Genomic DNA, 22,674 nt, shown 5'->3' on the forward strand with positions numbered 1-22,674 from the left:
CACACACCTGTCGTCAGTTGGCACGCTCGTACTGTTTCACGGCCTCGTCCCGCTCCGGGTGCGCGGCCTCCCCGCGCAGGCCCTCGATGCGGAGCCCGGACACGTCGACCGCCTCGACGGCGTGCGCGAAGTTGTCGGGCCGCGAGCCCCACACCACCTCGCAGTCGCGCAGGGTGATGTCCTCGGCGGTGTCGATGTGGAAGCCGCTCGTGGGGTGCTGGTAGATCTCCTCGCCGCTCTCGAAGGGCCTGCGGTCGTACTCGCCGCCGGGCCACGAGGTCCAGCGGTCGAGTTCGACGCGTACCCCGTCGAGGACGACGCCCTTGACCAGCCCGGCCTCGTACCCGGCGATGTACACGCCGTTCTCCGAGCGGGCGAGGATGTTGCGGAACCGGACGTTGCGCATCTTGCCGACCTTGTCGTGCCAGGGGAAGGCCGTGACGTAGATGGGCTCTCCGTGCCCCCACCAGTCGTCCGCGAAGTGCCGCGTCTCCACGACGCAGTCGCTGAACAGGATGTTCTCGAAGTCGCCCTCCTGTCCGAGGTTGACCGAGAGCCCCCGGTGCGAGGAGCGGATCACGCAGTTCGACACGACCACGTTGCGGATGTCGGCGACCGCGTCGACCCCCACCACGATCGCGCTCGACGTCGACTGCAGCGTGCAGTTGGTGATGACGATGTCCTCGGTGGGACCGTACTCGGGGAACTCCTCGCAGGTCTTGAGCGAGATGGCGTCGTCCCCGCTGGAGATCTCGCAGTCGCTGATCCGCACCTGGCGGCAGCGGTCCAGGTCGATCCCGTCCGCGTTCGGGTACTTGAGGTCGGTGTCCACCCGCACCCCGTGGATCAGCGCCCGGTCCACACCGGTCAGCCGGATGCACCACAGGCCGGCGTCGCTGTAGGTGGTGTCCCGCAGGGTGACGTCCTGGCAGTGGATGAAGAACACCGTGAACGGCCGTGCGTTGGGGCAGCGGTAGATGTAGCCGGTGTCGGACTGGATGAAGTGGCGTCCGCCGCCGCGGATCTCACCGGCGCCGGTGATCGCGATGTTCTTCGCGTCCTTCGCGCCGATCAGGATCATCGCGTCGTCGCTGTCGTCCCGCATCTCCCCGCTGGAGAGCGCGGAGACCCGGAAGCGCTCGGTGTAGTCGGCCGGGTCCTCGCTGCCGTCGAGGACCGCGCCGCGCTCCAGGTGGAGTTCGACGTTGTCCTTGAGCATCACCGAGCCGATCTTGAACACGCTGCCGCTCGGGACGAGGACGCGTCCGCCGCCCTGTTCGCTGCACGCGTCGACGGCCCGCTGGACGGCGGCGGCGTCGTTGACGATTCCGTCGCCGACGGCGCCGAAGTCGCGGATGTTCACGGTGGTCATCGGGTGGTTCCTTCGTTCGGGTTCGTGCGGGAGTGCGCCAGCAGCGTGTTGACCGAGGTCAGCACCGGGTGGCTGGTCAGGAGGGCGGGGTCGAGGGCGGCGTCCGAGGTCACGTGCAGGACGTGGGTGTCGCCGGGGCGCAGGGTCAGGAGCGCGTCGTCCACCTGGGCGCCGGCGTCGAGCCGGTCGGCGTTCAGCACCAGGTCCTTGACGAAGGAGCGCGCGGTGATCCGGACCGCGTGCCCGGTGTCCTCGCGGGTGACCTCGCAGTCCACGTCGAGCGCGGGCAGGCCGAGTTCACGGTCCTCGGCGAAGTACCAGGTCGCCGGGCGGGCCTGCGCGGACTCGACGAACACCACCTCGCCCCTCGGGTCGCGCGGAGTGACGAGAGAGGTGTCGAGGACCACCGTGACGTTCGTGCGCGCGGGCACCTCGACCGGGATCACCTGCCGGGCCAGCTCACGCCCGTCGAAGCTCATCCGGACGGCGGTGAGGTTCTCGGTCCAGGTCCCGGCGCTGTCGTTGCTGACGACCAGCGCGGTCCCCTCCTCGCGGGGCTGGACGGTCAGCAGCCGCTCCGCGTTGAGGGCGCGCAGCGCGTACCACAGCGGCTTGCGCCTGCGCGCACTGTCCACCGCCGCCCAACTCGTCACCGGCCAGCAGTCGTTGAGCTGCCAGATGATGCTTCCGCTGGTGCGCGGGGCGTGCGAGCGGAAGTGCTCCACGCCGTAACGGATGGCGAGCGCCTGGTTGAGCTGGGTCGTGAAGTGCCAGTCGTCGAAGGAGACCGGCTCGGGCAGGTGCGGGGCGTAGCCGCGCGCCAGCTTCCCGTTGCCGTCCTCGGCCTTCTGGTGGGCGAGGACGCCGGGGGAGTCCGGGGCGAGCGGCTCGTCGTGCACCGCCGCGGTCAGCGTCGACATGGCCGGCGGGCCCTGGAACCCGAACTCGGCGACGAACCGCGGGATGTCCTTGCCGTACTCGGTGTAGTCCTGCCGGTTCCACACCTCCCAGCTGTGCACGCTGCCGTGGTCGGGGTCGCGCGGGTTGGCGTAGTCCGTCGGGCTGTAGGGGCTGGAGGGCGCGTACGGCCGGGTGGGGTCGATCTCGGCGAGGACCGAGGGGAGCAGTTCGTCGTAGTAGCCCCGGCCCCAGCTCACGCCCTCACCGAGCGCGTCCTTCCAGCCCCACTCGTAGTAGCCCTCGATGTTCTCGTTGCTGCCGTTCCACATGACGAGGGAGGGGTGCGGGGCGAGGCGGGCGACGTTCTCGCGGACCTCGGCCTCGACCTCGTCCCACAGCTCCGGCTCCTCGGAGTAGGAGGCGCAGGCGAACAGGAAGTCCTGCCAGACCATGACCCCGGCCCGGTCGCACTCCTCGTACAGCAGATCGCTCTCGTAGATGCCGCCGCCCCAGATACGGAGCATGTTCATGCCCGCCTCGACGGTGTCCCGCACGCCGTCCGCGTAGTCCCGCGCCGTGATCCGCGGCAGGAAGCAGTCGTCCGGAATCCAGTTGGCGCCCTTGATCCACAGGATCTCGCCGTTGACCCGGAAGCGGAAGCTCGTGCCGAACTCGTCGGGCTCCATAAGGAGTTCGACGGTGCGGAAGCCGATGGAGCGGTGCCACTCGTCGAGGGCGGCCGTACCGTCGGCGACCGAGACGCGCAGGTCGTACAGCGGCTGCTCGCCGTGCCCGACCGGCCACCACAGGGCCGCGTCGGGAACTGACAGGTCGAGGTCGACGGTGGTCTCACCGGCGGGGACGACGGCCGTCAGGTCCGTGCCGCCCGGGCCGGTGAGACGCGCCGTGACCTCGACCCGGCTCGTGGAGGTGCGCTCCAGCGTCACCCGTACGGCGACCCGTCCGGTGCCGTCCGCGTCGACCGTGACCTGCGGGACGACCGAGGCGATCCGGGCGGCCGACCAGCGCTCCAGCGCGATCGGCTGCCAGATCCCTGCGGTCACCAGGACCGGTCCCCAGTCCCAGCCGAAGTTGCAGGCCATCTTGCGCACGGCGTTGTACGGAAGGGAGTTGCCGACGTACGGGCGGGCGCCGATGCGCTTCTCGGCGGCGCGCGCGAAGGCCAGGGCCGAGTCGAAGCGGACGCTCAGCCGGTTCTCGCCCTCGCGCAGCGCCTCGCGCACGTCGAAGCGGTAGCCGCGGTGCTGGTTCTTCGTCCGGCCCACGACCGTGCCGTTGAGTGTGACCGTCGCGACCGTGTCGAGCCCCTGGGCGACCAGGTCGATCCGCTCCTCGTCCCCCGCGGCCGCCTCGAACGTCGTCTCGTAGACGAAGTCCGACTCACCGATCCAGGCCAGCGCCTCCTCGTTGCGGTCGAGGTAGGGGTCGGGGATGACACCGGCCGCCATCAGGTCGGTGTGCACCGTGCCGGGCACGGTCGCCGGGACGACGGAAGGGACCTCGGCGGGGACGGGGCCGCCCACGGGGCGGAGCGACCAGCCGGCGGTCAGTTCAGTGCGCTTCATTCGGACTCTTTCTTCGTGGGGGGCTCACTCGCGCGCGCGGCGTAGCGCGCCGCGACCGAGGTGAACCGCTCATTGCGTGCGGGCTCCGGGGCGGCACCGGCCAGGAGCTTGGTGAACTCGGCCTGCGGACGCAGGATCACGTCGTCCGCGGGGCCACGTTCGACGACCTCGCCCCGGTACATGACCAGGATCTCGTCGGAGAAGTGGCGGGCCGTCGCGAGATCGTGGGTGATGTAGAGAACGGCGAGGTTCTCCTCGTGCTGGAGCCGGGCGAGCAGGTTGAGCACGCCGAGCCGCACCGAGACGTCCAGCATCGAGACGGGCTCGTCGGCGATCAGCACGCTCGGCTCCGGGGCCAAGGCGCGGGCGATGGCCACCCGCTGGCGCTGTCCGCCGGACAGCTCGTGCGGCCTGCGGTCGATGAAGTCACCGGCCGGGGCCAGGTTGACGCGTTCGAGCAACTCCTTGGCCCGCTGTCTGACCTGGGCGCGGCCGTGCGCCTTGCCGTGCAGGATCAGCGGCCGGGCGAGGTGGTGCTCGATGCTGTGGAAGGGGTTGAGGGAGGCGAAGGGGTCCTGGAAGACCATCTGCACCTCGTCGCGGTAGGCGCGCAGCCCCTTGCCGCGTCCCGCCGCGGGCGCCCCGTCGAGCAGGATCTCCCCGCCGGTCGGGCGCTCCAGCTGCGCGATCATGCGGGCCACGGTCGACTTGCCGCTGCCGCTCTGCCCGACGAGCGCGACCGTGCGGCCGGGCTCCAGGGTGAAGGACACCTCGCGGGCCGCGTGCAGGACCGAGGAGCGCAGGCCCTTGCGGAGCCGGAAGTCCTTGGACAGGTTCCTGACCTCAAGTGTGGCCACTCAGACCACCTCCTTCGACGGCGCGTCCCCGGTGCGCAGGAAGGCGCCGCGTTCGCCGGTGAGGCTCGGGAACGCCTCCAGCAGCTGCCGGGTGTAGGGGTGTTCGGCGGCGAAGAAGACGTCCTCGGCCGTCCCGGTCTCCAGCACCCGGCCGCCGCGCATGATCGCGATGCGGTCGCTGATCTCCAGCAGGAGCGGCAGGTCGTGCGTGATGAAGACGACCGCGAAGCCCAGCTCCGCGCGCAGCCGCATGATCTCGCCGAGGATGTCGCGCTGCACCACCACGTCGAGCGCGGTGGTCGGCTCGTCCATGATCATGAGCTGCGGGTCCAGGGCCAGCGCCATGGCGATCATGACGCGCTGACGCATGCCGCCGGACAGCTCGTGGGCGAAGCTGTGCAGCCGGTTCGGGTCGACCCCGACGAGTTCGAGCAGGTGCTCGGAGCGCTCGCGGCGGTCGGCCTTCGACATGTCGGGGCGGTGCGTGCGGAAGACGTCCGCGAGCTGGGCGCGGATCGAGATGACCGGGTTCAAGGAGTTCATCGACCCCTGGAACACCATCGACACCTTGTCCCAGCGGTGGCGCCGCAGCGCCTTGCCGCTCAGGGCGAGGACGTCGACGTCCGTGCCGGAGCGGTCGTGGAAGACGACCTCGCCGGAGGTGATCAGGGCGGGTGGCCGCAGCAGTTGGTTGATGCCGTAGGCGAGCGTCGACTTCCCGCAGCCGCTCTCCCCGGCGAGGCCGAGGATCTCACCGCTGCGCACGTACAGGCTCACGTCGTCGACCGCGTGCACGGTCTCCTCGCCGACGTAGTCGACGCACAGGTTGCGCACCGTCAGCACGTCGCGCGCCGCGCGCTCCTCGCTCATGACGCCGCCTTCCGGATGGCCCTGGCGCGCGGGGCGCGCAGCCGGGGGTTGATGACCTCGTCGTTGCTGAAGTTGATGAGGGAGAGCCCGCAGCCCAGCAGGGCGATCAGCAGCCCCGGCGGGACGAACCACCACCAGCCGCCGAGCAGCAGGGCCTGCCCGTTCTGGGCGTTGCCGAGCATGGTGCCCCAGGTGATCGAGCCGGTCGCGCCGACACCGATGAAGGACAGCCCGGCCTCGCCGAGGATCGCGAAGATGATGGAGAACACGAAGCCCGAGGAGAGCACCGGCAGCAGGTTGGGCAGGATCTCGACGCAGATCACGCGCCAGGTCTTCTCCCCGGAGATCCGGGAGGCGAGCACGTAGTCGCGGCCGCGTACGGACAGGGTCTGCCCGCGCAGCACCCGGGCGCCGGCCGCCCAGCCGGTCAGGGCCAGCACGAGTGCGGTCAGCATGATGCTCTTGTGGTGGACGTAACCGCTGATCACGATCATCAGGGGCAGCCCGGGCAGGATCAGCATGACGTTGCTGATCAGCGAGAACAGCTCGTCGACGAAGCCGCCGAGGTAGGGGCCGACGATGCCGAAGAACGCGGACAGCACGGTGGTCAGCACCCCGACTATCGCCCCGACCAGGAGCGATCCCCTGGTGCCGTAGGCGAGTTGGGCCAGGACGTCCTGGCCGGTCTGGGTGGTGCCCAGCCAGTGCGCGGAACTGGGCCCGGCGAGCCCGAGATCGGACACGGCGCGCGGGTCCTGCACGAGGAAGGGGGCGATCACGCCGAACAGGACGATGAGCCCGACGAGGGTGAGGCCCACGGTCAGCTTGCGGCTGAGGCGGCGGCGGCCCTTGCGGGGCGCGGACAGCGCGGCCTCGTCGGCCGGGACCGTCGAGCTTTCCGAGAGGAGGTCGGTCATGGCGTCAGCTCACCCCTTCGCCCGGGTACGGGGGTCGATGAAGCCGTAGAACAGGTCGACGACCAGGTTCGCGGCCAGGACGGCGATCGTGATGACCAGGAACAGCCCCTGCATGAGCGCGTAGTCGTTGTTCGACACGGCGTCCAGCAGGGCGTTGCCGATCCCGGGGTACGAGAACACCTTCTCGGTGACGATCGAACCGGCCACCACGAAGCCCAGCGAGATCGCGAAGCCGGTCACCGAGGGCAGAACGGCGTTGCGCGCTGCGTAGGTCACCATGACGCGCATCGGGCTGAGCCCCTTGGCCTCGGCCGTCGCCACGTAGTCCTCGGACAGCGTCGAGACCATCATGTTGCGCATCCCCAGCAGCCAGCCGGCCACGGAGCTGACGACGATGGTGAGGGCGGGGAGCGCCCCGTAGTAGAGGACGTCACCGAGGAACTGCGGGCTGAACCCGGGGCTCGTGCGGTTGATGTCGTAGCCGCCGCTCAGCGGGAACCAGCCGAGCGTCGAGGCGAAGACATACACCAGGATCAGGGCGAGCCAGAAGTAGGGCACGGACTGCAGCAGCGTCGTCGCGGGGATCAGCGAGTCGATGCGGGTGCCGCGCCGCCAGCCGGCGAACATGCCGAGCACCACGCCGAGCACGGCGGCGATGATCGTGGAGAGCCCGACCAGGCCCAGCGTCCACGGCAGGTCCTGGGCGATGACGGTCGACACGGGGGTGGGGAAGTAGGTCACCGAGACGCCGAGGTCGCCGTGGGCCAGGGTGTCCAGGTAGGAGACGTAACTGTGCCACAGCCCGGCGTCCGAGTCGGTGCCGAACAGCGACTCCAGCGCCTTGCGGGTCGCGGGGGCGACCGGTCCCTGCTGCGAGAGCTTGCCGAGCAGGGTGTCGACCGGGTTGCCCGGCAGGAGCCTCGGGATCACGAAGTTCAGGGTGACGGCGGCCCACAGGGCCACGACGTAGAACCCGAGCTTTCTCAGGAGGTGCACGACGCCTCCCGGAGTGCGGTGCGAAGGGCGGCGACCATCACTTGGCCTTCAGGTGCTCAAGGACGATGCCGTTGTCGGGCTCAAGGTTCGGCGCGGGCTGGGCGTACAGGTCGTCCTCGGTCGGGAAGCCGGTGACCTGCTGGTTGTTGTAGAGCACGAAGGTCTTGTTGTTGATGATCGGTATGTAGGGAAGGTCGTCGACGATCCGCTTCTGGATCTTCGCGTAGGCGGCGGCCTTCTTCGCGTTGTCGTCGGTGGCGGCGGCCTCCTTCAGCGCCGCGTCGACCTGCTCGTCCGAGAAGCGGGAGACGTTGTCGTACGGGCTCGTCGCCTTGCCGACCTTCGCCGTGGTGTGCGAGCTGAAGTACTTGTCGTAGACGTAGTACGGGTCGGCGGCCGGGCCCTGGAACAGGCCGTTGATCTGGAGCTGGAACTTGCCGAGGCTCGCGGCGTTGTTGTTCTCCTGGTTGGCCACCTGCCGCACGTCGATCTCGATCCCGGCCTTCTTGAGCTGCGAGGTCAGCGCCTGGAGCGTCGCGATGTAGTCGGTGTAGCCGCTGGTGACCAGGACGTCCATCGACAGGCGCTTGCCGTCCTTCTTGAAGATCCCGTCCGAGCCCTTGGCCCAGCCGTCGTCCGTCAGGAGCTTCTCGGCCTTCGGCACCTGCGCGGACATCGGCAGGGTGCCCTTCTGGTCCGGGGCGATGAAGGCGTCGTCGCGGCCCGGAACGGCGAAGGTCGGGGAGATGGCGGCCGCGTTGCCGTAGTACGCGAGCTTGTTGACCTGCTCGCGGTTGATCGCCGCCGAGATCGCCTTGCGCACGACCGGGTCGGTCTGCGGGCCGGTACACCCGAGATCCGGGTTGGAGCAGGTGTTCAGCACGATCTGCTGGCTGCCGTACGGCGTGAACTTGACGTTCTTGTGGTCGCGCAGCACCTTGCGCACGTCCGGGACGAAGATCCCGGCCCAGTCGAGCTTGTTCGCCAGGACGTCGTTGGTCGCCGACTCGTTGCCCGAGAGCGAGGTGAAGCGCACCCCGCCGACCTGGAGCTTGCTCGCGCCCCGGAACCGGGGGTTCTTCTTCATCAGGTACGACTGGCTGGAGAAGCTGCTCATCACCAGCGGCCCGGTGCCCACCGGCTGGGCGTTGACGAACGTGGCCGGGTTCTTGACCGACTTCCAGGTGTGCTCGGGCACGATGTACGTCTGCCCGAGGACCTGCGGCCCCGTGGTGAACGAGGGCCGGTCGAAGGTCAGCACGACGTGGGTGGCGTCCGTGGCCCTGGCCTTCGGGGTGTTGCCGCTGACGTCGACGCTCGGGGTGGCCCGGATCAGGTTCATCGTGAACGCCACGTCGGAGGCGGTGAACGGCTTGCCGTCGCTCCACTTGACGCCCTTGCGCAGCGTGACGCTCAGGACCTTGCCGGTCTTGTCGAAGGAGTAGTCCTGGCCCAGCAGCGGAGTCGGCTCGGTGTCCAGCGGGGCCTGGTTGTTGAAGAAGAACAGCGGCTCGTAGATCATCCCTCGCACCCCGGACCGCACGGTCGGCGAAAGGGGGTTGAAGTTCTTGACGAAGGCGCCGCTGGCCCCGTTGTAGGCGGTCAGGATCGGGCCGTCACCGCCGGCGCCCGAGGACGAGGAGCCACTGCACCCGCTCACCGTCAGAGCGAGGGCGGCAGCGCCGGCGAGGGCGCTGAGAGTACTTCCCCGGTATGACTTCACTGGGTTCTCCGTAACTGATCTGTGTTTCGGGGGCACGACGCAGGAGAGTTCAATCAGTTAATTAAGTGAGGCTGCTAGAGTGTTGACCCTCATCCCGTGCTTGTCAATGGGTGTCAATCACTACAGCTCAGCCGGAGGTTGCCCGTGGTCGGTCCGGTACGCGGAGGAAGACGCTCGGCCCCCAGTCATGGCCGGCTGCTCGACATCGTCCGTTCGCAGGGCCCGGTGAGCCGGGTGGAGATCGCCGAGCTCTCGGGCCTCACCCAGGCCTCCGTGTCCATGATCGTGCGCAGCCTCCTGGAGGACGGGCTCGTGCAGGAGGTGGGCACCGCGGTGTCGACCGGCGGGAAGCGCCGCACCCTCCTGGAGATCGCGCCCGGCGCCCGCTGCGCGGTCGGGGTCCACCTGGAGGCCGGCTCGGTCGTCTACGTCGTGACCAACATGGCGGGCGGCATGATCGGCCGCCAGCGCAGGCCGTTACTGCCCGGCGAGGAACCCGGGCGGCTCGTGGACCGCGTGGTCCGCGAGATCGACGTCCTGCTCGACCTGCTGGACGTCTCGCGCGACAGCGTCGTCGGCATCGGTGTCGCGGCGGCGGGCCCGCTCGACCACGCGGCCGGGGCGCTGATCGGCTCGCGCTCCGTTGCCGGATCGGGGTCGCTGCCCGTGCGGGACGAACTCTCCGAGCGCACCGGGCTGCCCGTGGTGCTCGACAAGGACGCCACCGCCGCCGCCGTCGGCGAGTTCTGGGGCGCCCGCGTGGAGGAGCCCCGCTCCTTCGCCTGCCTGTACATGGGCCGGGGCATCGGCGCCGGAATCGTCATCAACGGCACGAGCTTCCGCGGTTCGGCCGCCAACGCGGGGGAGATCGGCCATGTCTCCCTCGACGTGCACGGCGCCGAGTGCCCCTGCGGAAACCGCGGTTGCCTGGAGCTGTACGCGGCGCCCCCGGCCGTCGTCGCGGGCGCCCGCGCACAGGGCCTGCTCGCCGACGTGCCCGAGGGCGACGTGACCGCCGCCTTCGACAGCCTCGCCCGGGCGGCCGTGCGCGGGGAACCCGCCGCCCGCGCCCTCGTCGAGCAGTCCGCGCGCTATGTCGCCGAGAGCGTCCTGACCCTCGTCAACCTGACCGACCTCGACCTCATCGTGCTGGGCGGCCCGGGGTTCGCCATCGCCGGCGCCGTCTACATCGAGGCGATCCGGGAGACCCTCGGCCGGCGGTTCTTCGCCCGGGGCACCCACGGGGTGGAGGTCCGCTTCTCGACCAACCCGCGTGACGCGGCCGCCCTCGGGGTGTCCGCCCTCGTGCTCCAGCGCTCCCTGGCCCCGCGCGACTGACCGCGCGGGACCGGGGGCCCTCAGAAGGGCAGCCAGCGCACCGCCGTGTCGCCGTCCCTGAGGGAGGCGACCCGGCGGCGGAACTCCTGGAGCGCCGCCGGATTGCTGGGGGCGTGCTGCGCGACCCACGCGCAGCTCGCGGTCTCCCGCGCCCCGCGCAGCACGGCGCGCCCCTCCCACGTCCGCACGTCCCAGCCGTAGGAGGCCACGAAGTTCTCGTACGTCTCCTCGGGCAGGCCGTAGCGGTCGCGGGAGAGGTCCATGACCACGAGGTCGTGCTCGCGCAGGTCGAAGGAGAAGGTCTCCAGATCGGAGAGGACCGCGCCCCCGGGGCCCACGAGCACGTTGCGGGGCAGCGCGTCACCGTGGATCGGGCCGGGCGGCAGATGCGGGGTCAGCGCGGCGGCGGCCGGTTCGAAGCCGTCCCTGCGGGCCCGCAGAAAGGCGGCGTCCTCCGGATCGATCGCGTCCCCGGCCAGCCGCAGCCAGCGCTCCACCCCGCCGAGCAGTTCGCGGCGGGGCAGCGGGAAGGAGGGGGCGGGCAGGGCGTGCACCTGTCGCAGCAGACCGGCCAGGTCCTCCGGTCCCGCCGGACGGCTGGCCTGCGGCAACCGGTGCCACAGGGTCACCGGGTGGCCCTCGACGAGCAGCGGTTCCCGGTGGGCGGCGCGCACCGCGGGGACGCCGGACTCCTCCAGCCAGCCCGCGATGCGCAGGGACAGCCGGGCCCGCTCCAGCAGTTCGGGGGCGCGCCCCACCTTGACGACCAGCTCGTCGGCGCTGAACACGGCGTTCTCGCCGAGCGCCACCAGCTCCGCCTTCGGGGGCAGACCCGCCGAGGCCAGTACCTCTCGTGCCCGCGACTCGTCCATCGTCCGCCTCCACAACCGGGCCCGGCCGCTCCGGTGCCCGCCTCCGTGCCTGGTGTACCGGGCAACAGTCTCCCACTGCGCGGGTCCCGGGCGGGAGCGAGGGCGGTACGCCGCGGCGTCCGGCCCAGGGTTCACACGCCGACCGACTCCTCCATCTTCTCCTCGCGCTCCTCGCGCGCGGCGGCACGGGCGGCCGGCGCCTCCTTCTCCCGGGCGAGCGCCCGCTGCCGGCGCTCCCACCAGGCGGCCGCGCCCGTCGCGAGCAGACCGGCCGCGAGCCACCCGAACAGGGTCACGAGGTGCCCGCCCAGACCGTGGTGGTCGAAGTAGACGAGGCCACGGACGCCCTCGACGAAGCCCGCGCCGTTCCAGAAGGAGTGCAGGGCGCCGAAGAAGCCGTTCAGCGCCTCGGGCCGGAACAGGCCGCCCGAGCTGCTGAAGTTCGGCATGACGAACAGGACCATCAGGGTCAGCGTCGTCCACCGCTTGAGGAAGGTGTGCAGCCCCACGCCGAGGAACAGGATGCCCGCGGAGTAGAGCCAGGCCAGGCCCCACACCCCCACAGCCCGTGGGAGACGAGGTGGAAGAGCGGACCGGCCAGGGCCGCGCCGATGAGGCTCACCGCGAACGAGGTGCCGGCCACGAGGGGCGGCCCGGCCGCGCATGCGCAGCGCGGCGCCCGCCCCGCCGAGCACCGCGACGGAGGCGTACGAGCCGATGCTCACCGCCACGAGCAGGACGTGCCGCACGGCGGCGAAGTCGAAGGCCCCCTCGGTGGCCGGCGATCCGGCTGAACTCATCAGGGACTCCTGTGCGGGCCGCCCGGGCGGGGCGGCGAAGCGGGATGGTTGCTAAATGCAACTGTGAGGTTACGTTGTACTGTACAACCAAATGGCGAGAGGACGGACCGCGTGACGCAGGACAGGAACGAGGCGCTGGAGATCATCCAGCGCGAGATGACGGCATTCGCCCGGCGGGCCCGCGCGCTCGCGGCTCATATGCACCCGGAATTGTCCTTCGTCTCCTTCACGCTGCTCAGTCATCTCGAATACCAGCCGGGCTGCCGGGCGACGGATCTCGCCACGCATTACATGCTCGACAAGTCGACCATCAGTCGGCAGGTCTCGGTCCTGGAGAAATCCGGACTGGTCGAGAGGCGCGTGGACCCGGTGGACGCGCGCGTGCACGTGCTCCATCTGACCCCTCATGGGGCGAATGTGCTCACGCAGGTCAGTGACGCCCGCCGACTCGTGTTCCACGAGCGGCTGGCCGGCTGGGACGCGGACGACCTGGACCGGTTCGCCGGCTACCTCCAGCGCTACAACCGCTCCGGCGAATAACGGAGAGGTGCCCGGCGGATAACGCGCGGACAACGAGAAAAACCCACTGCCACTACGGACGGTGGTACGGAGAAGACCGGTTGCCCGCTCCGAAGGTTGTACGGGGAACATCTTGCGGTCCGGATGAACGCATTCCTACCGTGAGGTGAACTCCGGACAACAGCAGGGGAAATGATGGGCAATCGGCAGGAATTCCCGGACGGGCCACGTGAATTCGCAAGAGGAAGTGGTGAATCCGCACATCCCGCCGGGGAATCCGCACACCTCGTGGCGGAATCTTCACGGCCGGTCGGGCAACCGGCCGGGGCGCAGAACCCTCGCCCGTTCCGCCGGGAGGACGTACCGCCGCTGCGGGAGGTGCGGCGCATCACGCAGAAGAAACGTGACGCGTGGTGGACGGTGCTGCTGGTCGACCCGGTGGCGACCCCACTGGTCCGGTTCACCGCGCGCCACACCCGTATCTCGCCCAACCAGATCACGTGGGCCGCCCTCGTCCTCGGCCTCGGCGCGGCGGCCTGCTTCGCCCTCGGCGACTGGCGGTGGATCGCGCTCGGCGCCGTGATCTACCACCTCAGCTTCATCCTGGACTGCATGGACGGGAAGGTCGCCCGGCTCACCGGCCGGGGCTCGGTCTTCGGGGCCTGGCTCGACTACATCTTCGACCGCGTCCGGGTCGCGGCCTGCGCGGTCGCGCTGATGGCCGGGCAGTACCACCGCACCGGCGAGACGCGGTACATCTGGCTGGCGGCCGTCGTGGTCTTCTGCGACGGGCTGCGCTACATCAACGCGCTGGAGATATTCAAGACCCGGCTGACGATGCGCAAGCAGATCAAGTCCCGCATCCGCGCCGCCCGCAGGGCCGAGAACACCGAACAGGTCGCGTTCATGGAGGACATGCTCCGCGCGAACCCCGAGGCCGACATCGAACAGGACCTCAGGCAGGCCGCGCGGGCCGAGGACGGCGCCGCGGTCACCGAGTCGGCCGCCGACACCGGAGCGCGGGACGCGGAGAGTCCGTACGACCTGCAGGACGACACGGACGACGCGGACGAGGCGAGGGACGCGTACGAGGCCGGGGGTGCGGAGAGCCGGTACGAGGCACAGGAGGCACAGCAGGCACCGGACTCGGCGGTGACGGCGGATTCGGCGCCTGCCGCCGGGATCGAGGGGGCCGAGGGCGTCGAGGGAGTCGCACGGCCCGCGCGCAAGAAGCAGGTCATCGATCTCCAGCAGGAGTTCCGGCAGCGCTTCCCGCTCTATCTGCGGCTGCGCTCCTTCCTGCTGCGCCGCCGTATCCGGGCCCACCTGGTCAGCGGCATCGAGTTCCAGATGGGCGTCTTCATCGTCGGCCCGCTCTTCGACGTGGTGTGGGGCGCGACGCTCGTCTCCGGGGTGCTGCTGCTCCTCTTCGAGCTCGCCATCATCTACAAACTGCTGTTGTCCACCCGGGACTTCGGCCGCACCCTCGCCTCCATACCGCTGCCGGTCCCGCGCGCCGCCGAGCCCGAGGGGACCGCGGTGCCCCTCGGTCCCGTCGCGCAGCCGGACCGGCAGCCGGAGTCGACCCCGGCCCCCTGAGACCCGGCGCGACCGCCTGCGCCCGCACGGCACCGGCCGGTCCTATCGTGGGCGCATGACGACGTACGTGGCGCTCCTGCGCGGCATCAACCTCGGCCCGCGCAACAAGGTGCCGATGGCCGGGTTGCGGGAGACGATCACCGCACTCGGCCACCGCGCCGTACGCACCCATCTCAACAGCGGCAACGCCGTGTTCACCGCCGCCGGGGAGCGGACGGCCGAGGCGGTCGCCGAGGAGCTGTCCACCGCCCTCGCCGACCGCTTCGGCCTCACCGTCCCGGTCCTGGTGCGCACCGCGCCGTACCTGCGCGCGGTCGTCGAGGCCAACCCGTACCCGCAGGGCGGCTTCGAGGGCTCCCGGCTGCATCTCACCTTCTACGACGGACCGGTGGACGCCGAGCGCTTCGCGGGGATCGACGCGGCGGCCCTGGGCCCCGACGACTTCCGGCTCGGCGACCGGGTCCTCTACCTGCGTACGCCGGAGGGCCTGGGCCGCTCCCGGCTCGCGGCCGAACTCGCCCGGCCCGCAAGGACTCGTGGACTCGTCGCCACCACCCGCACCTGGAACACCGTGCTCAAGCTGCTCGCCATGGCGCGGGAGGGTGAACAGGGCTGAGTGGGCAGGGGCGGCCCGGCGGCCTCAGTCCAGCAGCCGCCCGCGCAGCCACGCGAGCCGGGCCGCCTCGTGCTGGGCGCCACCGCCCTCGTGACCGTTGAACTCGTAGACCTCTATGGCCTTCTGCGTGTGTCCGTACGCGTTGAAGGCGGCGAAGACCGTTGAGGGCGGGCAGGTCTGGTCCTCCAGCGCCGTCGAGAACAGCGCGGGCGCCCGGCCGCGCGCTGCGAAGTGCACGCCGTCGAAGTAGTTCAGGGTGCGCCGCACCTGGTCGGCGCGGCCCCGGAAGATCTTCAGGTAGTCACCGATCTCGCGGTACGGCGTGCGGTCGGTGAGCGTCGTCGCACGCGGGAAGTCGCACAGGAACGGCACATCCGGCGCGAGGGCCACGAGGTCGGGGACGAGCCCGCCGACCGCGAGCGTGATCCCGCCGCCCTGGCTGCCGCCGACGGCCGCCGTCCGCGCCGCGTCGCTCAGAGGATGGGAGCGGGCCGCCTCCACGGCACGTACCGCGTCCGTGAACACCCGCCGGTAGTAGTACGTGTCGGGGTCCTCCACCCCGCGCGTCATGAAGCCGGGCAGGGAGGGGCCGCTGCCCACCGGGTCGGGGGTGTCACCGCCGCCCCAGCCCGCGCCCTGGCCCCGGGTGTCCATCACGAAGTGCGCGAAACCCGCCGAGGCCATGAGCAGATGCGTGTGCGCGAGCCCGCGCCCGCCGCCGTAGCCGACGAACTCGACCACGAGCGGCAGCGGCTCGCGCGCACCGGCCGGGGTCACGAACCAGCCCTTGACCGGATGTCCGCCGAAACCCGCGAAGGTGACGTCATGGACCTCGACGGTGCGCAGCCCGGTGTCCACCGGCGTGAAGACGGCGTCCAGCGGGTGCCGCCGCGCCTCGTCGAGCGTCCCCGTCCAGAACCGGTCGAAGTCCTCCGGTTCCACGGCGGAGCTGCGGTACGTGCGCAACCGGTCGAGCGGCAGGTCGAAAAGGGCCATCGTGAGCCACCTTGATCGAAGAAGGGTCCGAAGGGCACACCGTACGAGGAACGCCGCGCCCGCAGAAGCCCCCGCCGCCGCTCTGACCAGCCCGGCAGTACCCCCTGGTGCGGGAGACCCCCGGCGTGACAGGCTCTGATCATGCGCTACATCATCATCGGAGCAGGTGCCGTCGGCGGCACGATCGGCGGACGGCTGGCCCAGGCGGGCCGGGAGGTCGTGCTCGTCGCCCGCGGCGCCCACCTCGCGGCCCTGCGGGCACCGGGACTGCGGCTCGTCACGCCGGACGGCGACCACACCCACCGGCTGCCCGCGGTGGACGGCCCCGGCGCGCTCGGCGAACTGCGCGCCGACGACGTCCTGGTCCTCGCCGTCAAGACACAGGACAGCACCGCGGCCCTCGACGACTGGGCGCACCGGCCGGTGGCCGGCGGTGGCACCGCGGGGGAGCGGCTGCCGCTGCTGTGCGCGCAGAACGGGGTGGCGAACGAACGGCTGGCGCTGCGCCGCTTCCGGCGGGTCCTCGGCGTGTGCGTGTGGCTGCCCTCCACCTACCTGGAGCCGGGTCTCGTCTCGGCGGGCGGTGCCCCCCTCACCGGCGTCCTGCACCTGGGCACGTACCCGGCCGGCGGCAAGGACCCGGCCCTGGAGGCCGTCGCCGCCGACCTGGGGGACGCCCACTTCGACGCGCCGCTGCCCGAGGACGTGATGCGCTGGAAGTACGCGAAACTGCTCGGCAACCTCGCCAACGCCCTGGAAGCGGTGACCGGGCCCATCGCCGGCGAGGACCAACTCGCCCTGGTGGACGCCGCCCGCGAGGAGGGCGCCCGTGTCCTGGCCGCCGCCGGCCTCGACTTCGCGTCCGACGAGGAGATGCGCGCGGTGCGCGGCGACCGCGTCGAACAGCGCGCCCTGCCCGGCGCCCCGCGCGGCGGCGGCTCCTCGTGGCAGAGCCTCGTGAGGGGCACCGGCACCATCGAGGCCGACTACCTGAACGGCGAGATTGTCCTCCTCGGCCGTCTGCACGGCGTCCCCACCCCCGTCAACGCGACCCTGACCGCCCTCGCCAACGAGAGCGCGCGCACCGGCAGGCAGCCCGGGGCACTGAGCGCCCAGGAGGTACGGGAGCGGATCGCGCGGGCGGCCTGACCGTCCGGCCGCTCAGGCCTTCGGGGCGAGGGTCGCCGGGTCCGGGCAGTCCTGCGGAGCAGCGGTCCGCGGGAACCGCGCGCCTGGCTCGCGGACGGACCAGCCCGACTGCTGAACCACCGGCGGGCCCAGCTCTGCTCGGCATCGCCCGGGCGTACCGGGGCCCGGTGGGGCCGGGCCGCCGCCCTGGACCATGCGCCGGGCCCGCGCACAGCACCTGCTGGAGGCGGCCCCGGAGGAGGGAGGGCGGGGTAGCGGGGCGACAGCGAAGCTGTTGCGAGCACTGGGGGACTGGGCCGAGCGCAACAGCTTGCCCGATTCCCCGAACAGCCAAATATGGGGCTCCCTGATAGTGCCGCACAAGTCAGCCGGTCAGATCAGTTTCTTCATGGGGGGCGGCGACGACGTCCCGGACGGGGAGAGACTCATGGCCGCTCTCGCGGAGCAGATGATCTCGGGTGTCGGCGTGCGTCCCGTCCAGGACACCAGCCAGGCCCAGCCGTTTCTCGACGACGGCAACTGGGTGGGCGAGCCGTCCAGCCGCGAGAAGATCAAGTTCGCCGATCTGCGCAAAGGCTTCACGGACGCCCACATCGCCGCACCGTATAGGCAGTTCACCCGGGCTGACTACGCCAACCCGAACGCGAGCATGAGCCTCACCACCTTCGGTGGCCAGGTCAACGCGGTCGCTTCGGACGAGACGGCCACCGCGGCCCGTGACACGGTCCTGCGCGCCTATTTCTCCGCCGGAGGATGGTCCGACGCCGCCGAAGACGCGCGCAACCTCGGCTGGATCAGGGAGATGTACCGGGACGTCTTCGCTGACACGGGAGGGGTACCGGTGCCTGGCCCCGTCACTACGGGAAGTCACATCAACTACCCCGATGTGGATCTGGCCGATCCCCGGTGGAACACCTCGGGTGTGTCATGGGAAACCTTGTATTACAAGGGTAACTACCCCCGCCTGCAACGGATCAGCAGCGTTACGACCCGCAGGACGTCTTCCGGCACGCCTTGTCGATCAGGCCGGCCGAGTGGCCGCGGTGCCCTCGCCACCGGCCTTCCCAAGGAGCCGGGCCGCACAACTGCGCAGATAGTGCTGTTCGGGAAGGCTGGTCGTCAGGCGGGCGGCCAGCCGGTAGGAGTCGAGGGCAGCCGTGTCATCGCCCTCCATCTCCAGCAGGTGCGCGCGTACGGCGTGCAGGCGGTGGTGGCTCGACAGTCGCCTGTCACCGGTCATTGGTTCGAGCATCCGGAGACCGGTGTGAGGGCCGTCCACCATCGCGACCGCGACGGCGTGGCCGAGGATGACCATGGGACTCGGAGACGCTGCTTCCAGCAGGCGGTAGAGCCGCATGATCTGGGGCCAGTCGGTGTCCTCGGCCCGTGCCGCCTCGCTGTGCACCGCGGCGATGGCCGCCTGCAACTGGTAAGGACCCACTTGGGCGCGCGAGAGGGTACGGGTGACGAGGGCCAGGCCCTCCTCGATGGACTTCCGGTTCCACCGGTCGCGATCCTGTTCGGCCAGCGGAATCAGGCTGCCGTCGGGCCGGACACGGGCCGGGCGCCGGGCATCGGTCAGCAGCATCAGCGCCAGAAGACCGGCGAGCTCGCCGTCCTCGGGAAGTGCCCGGTGCGCCATGCGGGTCAGCCTGACCGCCTCCCTGGTCAAGTCGGCGCGTTGCAGGTCCGGTCCCGAGGTCGCGGTGTACCCCTCGTTGAAGATCAGGTACAACACGTGCAGTACGACGCGCAGCCGATCCGTCCGTTCGGGTTCGGGCGGCATCTCGAACATGGCGCCTGCCGCCCGGATGCGCTGCCGCGCACGGCTGATGCGCTGGGCCATGGTCGCCTCGGGAGTCAGGAAGGCCCGCGCGATCTCGGCCGTGGTCAGGCCGCCGACGGCACGCAGCGTGAGCGCGGTCTGCGAGGGCGGGGTGAGGCTCGGATGACAGCAGAGCAGCAGCAGGACCAGCGTGTCGTCCGCGTCGTGCGGCTGCTCGTCGGCTGCAGGCACGAACATCTCGTCCGGAGAGGTCCGGGCGTGGGCTCGCTCCTCACGTTGCCGGCTGGCCTGGTCACTGCGCAGCAGGTCGATCATCCTGCGGGATGCGACCCTGATAAGCCACCCCAGCGGACTGTTCGGCACGCCCTGTTCTGGCCACTGCGTCGCGGCACCGAGCAGGGCTTCCTGGACGGCGTCCTCAGCCGTCTCGAAGTTGCGGTAGTGCCGAACCAGGGCGGCGAGGGCCTGCGGCGCCAGTCGGCGCAGCAGGCCCTCGATGCGGTCGCTGTCGCTCACATCTCCTGGCCGGACGTGTTCATGATCGGATGGATCTCCACGCTGCCGAACCGGGCGTCGGGGATGCGCGAGGCGATCTCGATCACCCGTTCCTCGCTCTCGCAGTCCACGACGAGGTAGCCGGCGAACTGTTCCTTGATCTCCGCGTAGGGGCCGTCCGTGGTGGTGGGGACGCCCTCGCGTACCCGGACGGTGCGGGCGCGCGCCGGGTCCGCGAGCGCTGCGGCCACCAGCAACTCACCGGACTCGGTGATCTCCCGGTGCAGGGCGTCGGACTGCTGGGTCAGCATTTTCCGGTCGGTCTCCGACATCTCCAGGAATTCCGGATTGCGCAGGAACAGCGGGTGCTCCCAGTTCTCCGGGTTGCTGCAGATCAAGAGTAGGTACTTCATCACGCCCCCTTCTTCGGTTCACCATACCGAGCCGTCGACGGCGTCTCCCTCTGGTCCGCCCGGCTCAGGCTGACGGGCCGGCCACGCCGATCACGTTGCCCTGGGGGTCGGCGAACTGCCCGACGGTGAAGTCTCCCGACCTCGGCTCGGGGCCGAGCAGCCGCTTGCCGCCCAGGGACTCCGCCTTGCGGAGCGCCTCCTCGACATCGGGCACCCCCACGTAGAACAGCACCCTCTGCTCGAAGCCGTCGCCGCCGCAGACGCCACCGTTGATGCCGTCCCCGTCACCGGTCGTGCTGCCGTCCACGAAGTGGTACTTCCCCGGCTGCGAGACCTTCTCGCTGACCGCGTCACCGGTGTTGAACTCCCAGTCGAAGAGACCACCGTAGTAGTCGCGCAGCGCGTTCAGATCGGTCCCGATGATTTCGAAATGCACCACGGGCCGGCCCATGCTCAATCAACTCCTCGCCTCGTCGGGGGCCACTGGCCGGGCCCCTCACGCCAAGGTCGGATCCGATGGCCGAGGATCGACATCCACGTGCCACCGGGATCACGAGACCACCGTTCGGGTCACGACCCGGTGCGCGGTGGCGAGCGGGCCCCGCCCGCCGCAGACCGTCTCCCTCGCCCACCAGGTCGTCACCCCCGCTGTGCCACCAGCTTCTCGAACACCGAGACGGTGTCGTTGGGGGTCGGGCTCCGTAGGTGCTCGTCGCGCAACCGGGCGGCGTTCTTGGCGAAGCCGGGATCGGTCAGCGCCTTCACGAGGTGCTCTCTCAGCAGGTCGGCCGTGAGCTGATCGGCGTCGGCGACGTAGGCTCCGGCCCCCTGTTCCTGCAACCCGTTGGCCAACGCGACCGAAGCCCACCACTTCTCGTTCCAGTAGACGTTGGGCACGACCAGCTGCGGGATGCCCGCTACCAGCGAGGCCGCCAGCGTGCCGTGGCCGCCGTGGTGAATGATCGCCGAGCAGGTCGGCAGCACGATGTTGAAAGGGACGAGGCCATGGCACTCACCATTGCTTCGGCGCGCCGCTGGCCCGTCTTGAGGCCAGGATCGCCCTTCCGGCGGTCTTCGAGCGGTTCCCTGACATCCGACTGGCCGTGGAGCCCTCGGAACTGAATCCACAGGGCACGTTCATCATGAACGGTCACAAGACGCTCCCCGTGTTCCTCGACAAGGCTCCCTTGCTGGCAAACGCCGGATGAAGCCGCGCGGTGATGTGCCGGCCCAACCCGCCGGCACATCACCGAGGTCGTCGTTGTTGGTTGCCTGAAGAGGTGCGGGGCCTGACACATCATCGCCAGGCGTCAAGGCGTGGGAACCCGGCTTCCGGCAAGCGGGTCATCCGCTTCCGGGCCGGGCCCGTCGGCGAGAGCCGAGGATGATTCTCGACACCGCTGACTTCACCCGGCGCCCGGTGGCCGTCCTGCCGTTGCCCTCCGTGCTTCACGACTCCTTCGCGACGTGCTCCCGGTCATCGGGGCCGGGTTCCTCCCCGGCCTCGGGCGCCGGCCGGCCGGGGTCCGCCGCCCTCGACGTCAGCAGGCACGTGACGCGGCCGTCCTCCTCCGTGACGTCGCGGACGTGGACGTAGCCGAGGCGTTTGAGGAGGGCCAGGGAGGCCGCGTTCTCGGCGTCGACCGTGGCGTGCACCTCGGGCAGGCCCAGGGTCTGGTGGCCGTACGCCGTCAGGGCCCGCGCCACCTCGGTGCCCAGGCCCCGGCGCTGGTGGGCCGGTTCGAGGCCGTAGACGATCTCGTGGCCGTCCAGCCAGGGTTCGGGGGACGGCTTGATCTCGGCGTGGCCGACGTAGCGGCCCGCGCGGCGCACCGCCCACACCGGGAAACGCTCCTCGGCGTACACGAGGGCGAAGATCCGGGCGAAGACCGCGCGGTCCTCCTGCTCGGTGCGCATCCCGTCGCCGAACCAGCGCCCCACGGTCGCCGTCTGGAACAGCGCCACGAAGTCGGCCTCGTCGGCGCGGCTGTAGGGGGTCAGCAGCAGGCGTTCCGTGCGCAGTTCAGGCGTCATTCGCGAAAGGGTAGTACCCCTGTTCGACTGGGGGCAGGGCGGGATCAAGCCCCGGCGAGGGCGGGGAGGGGCTGGTGCGGTACCTCGCGCGCCGCCGTCTCGTAGCGCCGTACCAGCAGCGCGGCCAGTTCCGGCGCCGGGCCGAGCACCCCCGCGAGGACGTCGGCGCCCGCCTCACGGGCCCCGCGCGCGATCCGGTCCGGGAGGAAGCCGGGGGCCACGACGTACGGGGCGACCGCGACGCGCGCGCAGCCGGCCGCGCGCAGTTCCCGTACCGCGTCCTCGGCGCGCGGCAGGGAGGCGGAGGCGAACGCGGGCCGCACGGCGCACCAACCGGTGTGCCGCCACTCCCGCGCGATGTCTGCGATCACCGCGATCGCCTCCGGGTCGGAGGAGCCCGCCGAGGCCAGGACGACGCCGGTCACGGACCGTTCCCGGGGGAGCGATCCGGCCTGCGCCAGGCGCCGTTCCAGGGCCGCCGTCAGCAGCGGAGAGGGCCCCAGCACGTCCGCCTGACGCACCCGGAGGCCCGGCACGCGGCGGCGGGACTCCTCCAGTACGGCCGGGATGTCCGACTTGGCGTGGAAGGCGCGGGTCAGCAGCAGCGGGAGGGCCACGACCTCGTGGACGCCCTGCGCCGCGAGCCGCTCCAGGGCCTGCGGCACCGAAGGGGTGTCGAAGTCGAGGAAGGCGGTGGCCACACGCAGCCCCGGCCGCAGCCGCCCGGCCCGCCGCACCAGCGCGCGCACCGTCCGGGAGTGGCGCGGATCGCGGCTTCCGTGGGCGACGACGAGCAGGGCGGGGCGGTGGTGCGGGGCGGGGCGGACGGTCATGGG

The 22,674-nt window shown here is 70.8% G+C and carries 21 protein-coding genes and 2 pseudogenes; 6 read left to right on the plus strand and 17 right to left on the minus strand.

The features are described 5' to 3' along the window. Positions 1-13: 13 nt before the first annotated feature. The 7 genes from AB0J21_RS16120 to AB0J21_RS16150 are packed head-to-tail and all read right to left on the minus strand — an operon-like array spanning position 14 to position 9,158. On the minus strand, positions 14-1,372 hold the full coding sequence (locus AB0J21_RS16120) for a glycosyl hydrolase family 28 protein (RefSeq protein ID WP_363146575.1): 1,359 nt from the start codon (positions 1,370-1,372) through the stop codon (positions 14-16). Beyond that, entirely contained in the window at positions 1,369-3,858 is a 2,490-nt protein-coding gene (locus AB0J21_RS16125; RefSeq protein ID WP_363146576.1) for a glycoside hydrolase family 2 protein, read from the minus strand. The genes AB0J21_RS16120 and AB0J21_RS16125 overlap by 4 nt, the downstream gene beginning before the upstream one ends. After that, positions 3,855-4,715, minus strand: a complete 861-nt coding sequence (locus tag AB0J21_RS16130) for an ATP-binding cassette domain-containing protein (RefSeq protein ID WP_363146577.1) — start codon at positions 4,713-4,715, stop codon at positions 3,855-3,857. Before AB0J21_RS16130 ends, AB0J21_RS16125 begins: the two co-directional genes overlap by 4 nt. Next, positions 4,716-5,585 (minus strand): ABC transporter ATP-binding protein, encoded by an 870-nt coding sequence (locus AB0J21_RS16135; protein WP_363146578.1) that lies wholly within the window; start codon positions 5,583-5,585, stop codon positions 4,716-4,718. After that, positions 5,582-6,502 carry an ABC transporter permease gene (locus AB0J21_RS16140; protein WP_363146579.1) on the minus strand — a complete coding sequence of 307 codons (921 nt, stop codon included), beginning with the start codon at positions 6,500-6,502 and terminating at the stop codon, positions 5,582-5,584. Before AB0J21_RS16140 ends, AB0J21_RS16135 begins: the two co-directional genes overlap by 4 nt. Positions 6,503-6,511: 9 nt before the next feature. Continuing rightward, on the minus strand, positions 6,512-7,498 hold the full coding sequence (locus tag AB0J21_RS16145) for an ABC transporter permease (protein ID WP_363146580.1): 987 nt from the start codon (positions 7,496-7,498) through the stop codon (positions 6,512-6,514). Positions 7,499-7,535: 37 nt separating this feature from the next. After that, positions 7,536-9,158 carry an ABC transporter substrate-binding protein gene (locus tag AB0J21_RS16150; protein ID WP_363146581.1) on the minus strand — a complete coding sequence of 541 codons (1,623 nt, stop codon included), beginning with the start codon at positions 9,156-9,158 and terminating at the stop codon, positions 7,536-7,538. A 207-nt stretch (positions 9,159-9,365) separates the two neighbouring features. Between AB0J21_RS16150 and AB0J21_RS16155 the strand changes: the two genes are divergently transcribed. Then, positions 9,366-10,559 (plus strand): ROK family transcriptional regulator, encoded by a 1,194-nt coding sequence (locus tag AB0J21_RS16155; protein WP_363146582.1) that lies wholly within the window; start codon positions 9,366-9,368, stop codon positions 10,557-10,559. Between the two features lie 20 nt (positions 10,560-10,579). Here AB0J21_RS16155 and AB0J21_RS16160 read toward each other — a convergent pair whose 3' ends face one another. Then, entirely contained in the window at positions 10,580-11,431 is an 852-nt protein-coding gene (locus tag AB0J21_RS16160) for an aminoglycoside phosphotransferase family protein (protein WP_363146583.1), read from the minus strand. Positions 11,432-11,562: 131 nt separating this feature from the next. Beyond that, positions 11,563-12,168, minus strand: a pseudogene (locus tag AB0J21_RS16165) (hypothetical protein); the annotation flags it as partial. 219 nt (positions 12,169-12,387) lie between these two features. On the opposite strand from AB0J21_RS16165, the gene AB0J21_RS16170 reads away from it, so the two are divergent. From AB0J21_RS16170 to AB0J21_RS16180, 3 genes are all read left to right on the plus strand, one after another. Then, entirely contained in the window at positions 12,388-12,771 is a 384-nt protein-coding gene (locus AB0J21_RS16170) for a MarR family winged helix-turn-helix transcriptional regulator (protein WP_363146731.1), read from the plus strand. A 357-nt stretch (positions 12,772-13,128) separates the two neighbouring features. Continuing rightward, positions 13,129-14,349 carry a CDP-alcohol phosphatidyltransferase family protein gene (locus tag AB0J21_RS16175; RefSeq protein ID WP_363146732.1) on the plus strand — a complete coding sequence of 407 codons (1,221 nt, stop codon included), beginning with the start codon at positions 13,129-13,131 and terminating at the stop codon, positions 14,347-14,349. Between the two features lie 55 nt (positions 14,350-14,404). Then, positions 14,405-14,965, plus strand: a complete 561-nt coding sequence (locus tag AB0J21_RS16180) for a DUF1697 domain-containing protein (protein ID WP_363146584.1) — start codon at positions 14,405-14,407, stop codon at positions 14,963-14,965. A 24-nt stretch (positions 14,966-14,989) separates the two neighbouring features. On the opposite strand, the gene AB0J21_RS16185 is transcribed toward AB0J21_RS16180, so the two are convergent. After that, a complete protein-coding gene (locus AB0J21_RS16185; protein ID WP_363146585.1) occupies positions 14,990-15,961 on the minus strand; it encodes an acetylxylan esterase in 972 nt (323 codons plus the stop codon). Positions 15,962-16,102: 141 nt separating this feature from the next. Between AB0J21_RS16185 and AB0J21_RS16190 the strand changes: the two genes are divergently transcribed. Then, on the plus strand, positions 16,103-17,110 hold the full coding sequence (locus AB0J21_RS16190) for a ketopantoate reductase family protein (RefSeq protein WP_363146586.1): 1,008 nt from the start codon (positions 16,103-16,105) through the stop codon (positions 17,108-17,110). Positions 17,111-17,474: 364 nt separating this feature from the next. Here the strand turns inward: AB0J21_RS16190 and AB0J21_RS16195 are convergent, their stop codons facing one another. After that, positions 17,475-17,702, minus strand: a complete 228-nt coding sequence (locus AB0J21_RS16195; RefSeq protein ID WP_363146587.1) for a hypothetical protein — start codon at positions 17,700-17,702, stop codon at positions 17,475-17,477. Positions 17,703-17,912: 210 nt separating this feature from the next. Here AB0J21_RS16195 and AB0J21_RS16200 point away from each other — a divergent pair. Further along, positions 17,913-18,074, plus strand: a pseudogene (locus AB0J21_RS16200) (BBE domain-containing protein); the annotation flags it as partial. Positions 18,075-18,131: 57 nt separating this feature from the next. On the opposite strand, the gene AB0J21_RS16205 reads toward AB0J21_RS16200, so the two are convergent. The 6 genes from AB0J21_RS16205 to AB0J21_RS16230 all read right to left on the minus strand — a co-directional run bounded on the left by AB0J21_RS16205 (position 18,132) and on the right by AB0J21_RS16230 (position 22,671). Then, positions 18,132-19,412, minus strand: coding sequence for a sigma-70 family RNA polymerase sigma factor (locus AB0J21_RS16205; RefSeq protein ID WP_363146588.1), 1,281 nt, complete (start codon positions 19,410-19,412; stop codon positions 18,132-18,134). Further along, positions 19,409-19,804: a YciI family protein gene (locus tag AB0J21_RS16210; protein ID WP_363146589.1), complete on the minus strand. Its 396-nt coding sequence runs from the start codon at positions 19,802-19,804 to the stop codon at positions 19,409-19,411. Before AB0J21_RS16210 ends, AB0J21_RS16205 begins: the two co-directional genes overlap by 4 nt. A gap of 64 nt (positions 19,805-19,868) precedes the next feature. Continuing rightward, the gene (locus AB0J21_RS16215; RefSeq protein ID WP_363146590.1) at positions 19,869-20,243 is read right to left on the minus strand and encodes a VOC family protein; all 375 of its coding nucleotides are present in this window, start codon (positions 20,241-20,243) and stop codon (positions 19,869-19,871) included. Between the two features lie 200 nt (positions 20,244-20,443). Further along, complete coding sequence (locus tag AB0J21_RS16220; protein WP_363146591.1) at positions 20,444-20,788, minus strand: nucleotide disphospho-sugar-binding domain-containing protein; 345 nt, start codon at positions 20,786-20,788, stop codon at positions 20,444-20,446. A 465-nt stretch (positions 20,789-21,253) separates the two neighbouring features. Further along, the gene (locus tag AB0J21_RS16225) at positions 21,254-21,838 is read right to left on the minus strand and encodes a GNAT family N-acetyltransferase (protein WP_363146592.1); all 585 of its coding nucleotides are present in this window, start codon (positions 21,836-21,838) and stop codon (positions 21,254-21,256) included. A gap of 44 nt (positions 21,839-21,882) precedes the next feature. Next, positions 21,883-22,671, minus strand: a complete 789-nt coding sequence (locus AB0J21_RS16230) for a sirohydrochlorin chelatase (protein ID WP_363146594.1) — start codon at positions 22,669-22,671, stop codon at positions 21,883-21,885. Positions 22,672-22,674 lie beyond the last annotated feature (3 nt).

Source organism: Streptomyces sp. NPDC049954, from assembly GCF_040656295.1.
In the GTDB taxonomy this organism is placed as follows: domain Bacteria; phylum Actinomycetota; class Actinomycetes; order Streptomycetales; family Streptomycetaceae; genus Streptomyces.

Excerpts from the sequence above, each read along its gene's own strand:
- AB0J21_RS16170 (WP_363146731.1), top strand. The coding sequence starts at position 12,388 with ATGACGGCATTCGCCCGGCGGGCCCGCGCGCTCGCGGCTCATATGCAC.
- AB0J21_RS16160 (WP_363146583.1), bottom strand. The coding sequence starts at position 11,431 with ATGGACGAGTCGCGGGCACGAGAGGTACTGGCCTCGGCGGGTCTGCCC.
- AB0J21_RS16135 (WP_363146578.1), bottom strand. The coding sequence starts at position 5,585 with ATGAGCGAGGAGCGCGCGGCGCGCGACGTGCTGACGGTGCGCAACCTG.
- AB0J21_RS16190 (WP_363146586.1), top strand. The coding sequence starts at position 16,103 with ATGCGCTACATCATCATCGGAGCAGGTGCCGTCGGCGGCACGATCGGC.
- AB0J21_RS16120 (WP_363146575.1), bottom strand. The coding sequence starts at position 1,372 with ATGACCACCGTGAACATCCGCGACTTCGGCGCCGTCGGCGACGGAATC.
- AB0J21_RS16140 (WP_363146579.1), bottom strand. The coding sequence starts at position 6,502 with ATGACCGACCTCCTCTCGGAAAGCTCGACGGTCCCGGCCGACGAGGCC.
- AB0J21_RS16185 (WP_363146585.1), bottom strand. The coding sequence starts at position 15,961 with ATGGCCCTTTTCGACCTGCCGCTCGACCGGTTGCGCACGTACCGCAGC.
- AB0J21_RS16125 (WP_363146576.1), bottom strand. The coding sequence starts at position 3,858 with ATGAAGCGCACTGAACTGACCGCCGGCTGGTCGCTCCGCCCCGTGGGC.
- AB0J21_RS16180 (WP_363146584.1), top strand. The coding sequence starts at position 14,405 with ATGACGACGTACGTGGCGCTCCTGCGCGGCATCAACCTCGGCCCGCGC.
- AB0J21_RS16210 (WP_363146589.1), bottom strand. The coding sequence starts at position 19,804 with ATGAAGTACCTACTCTTGATCTGCAGCAACCCGGAGAACTGGGAGCAC.
- AB0J21_RS16230 (WP_363146594.1), bottom strand. The coding sequence starts at position 22,671 with ATGACCGTCCGCCCCGCCCCGCACCACCGCCCCGCCCTGCTCGTCGTC.
- AB0J21_RS16225 (WP_363146592.1), bottom strand. The coding sequence starts at position 21,838 with ATGACGCCTGAACTGCGCACGGAACGCCTGCTGCTGACCCCCTACAGC.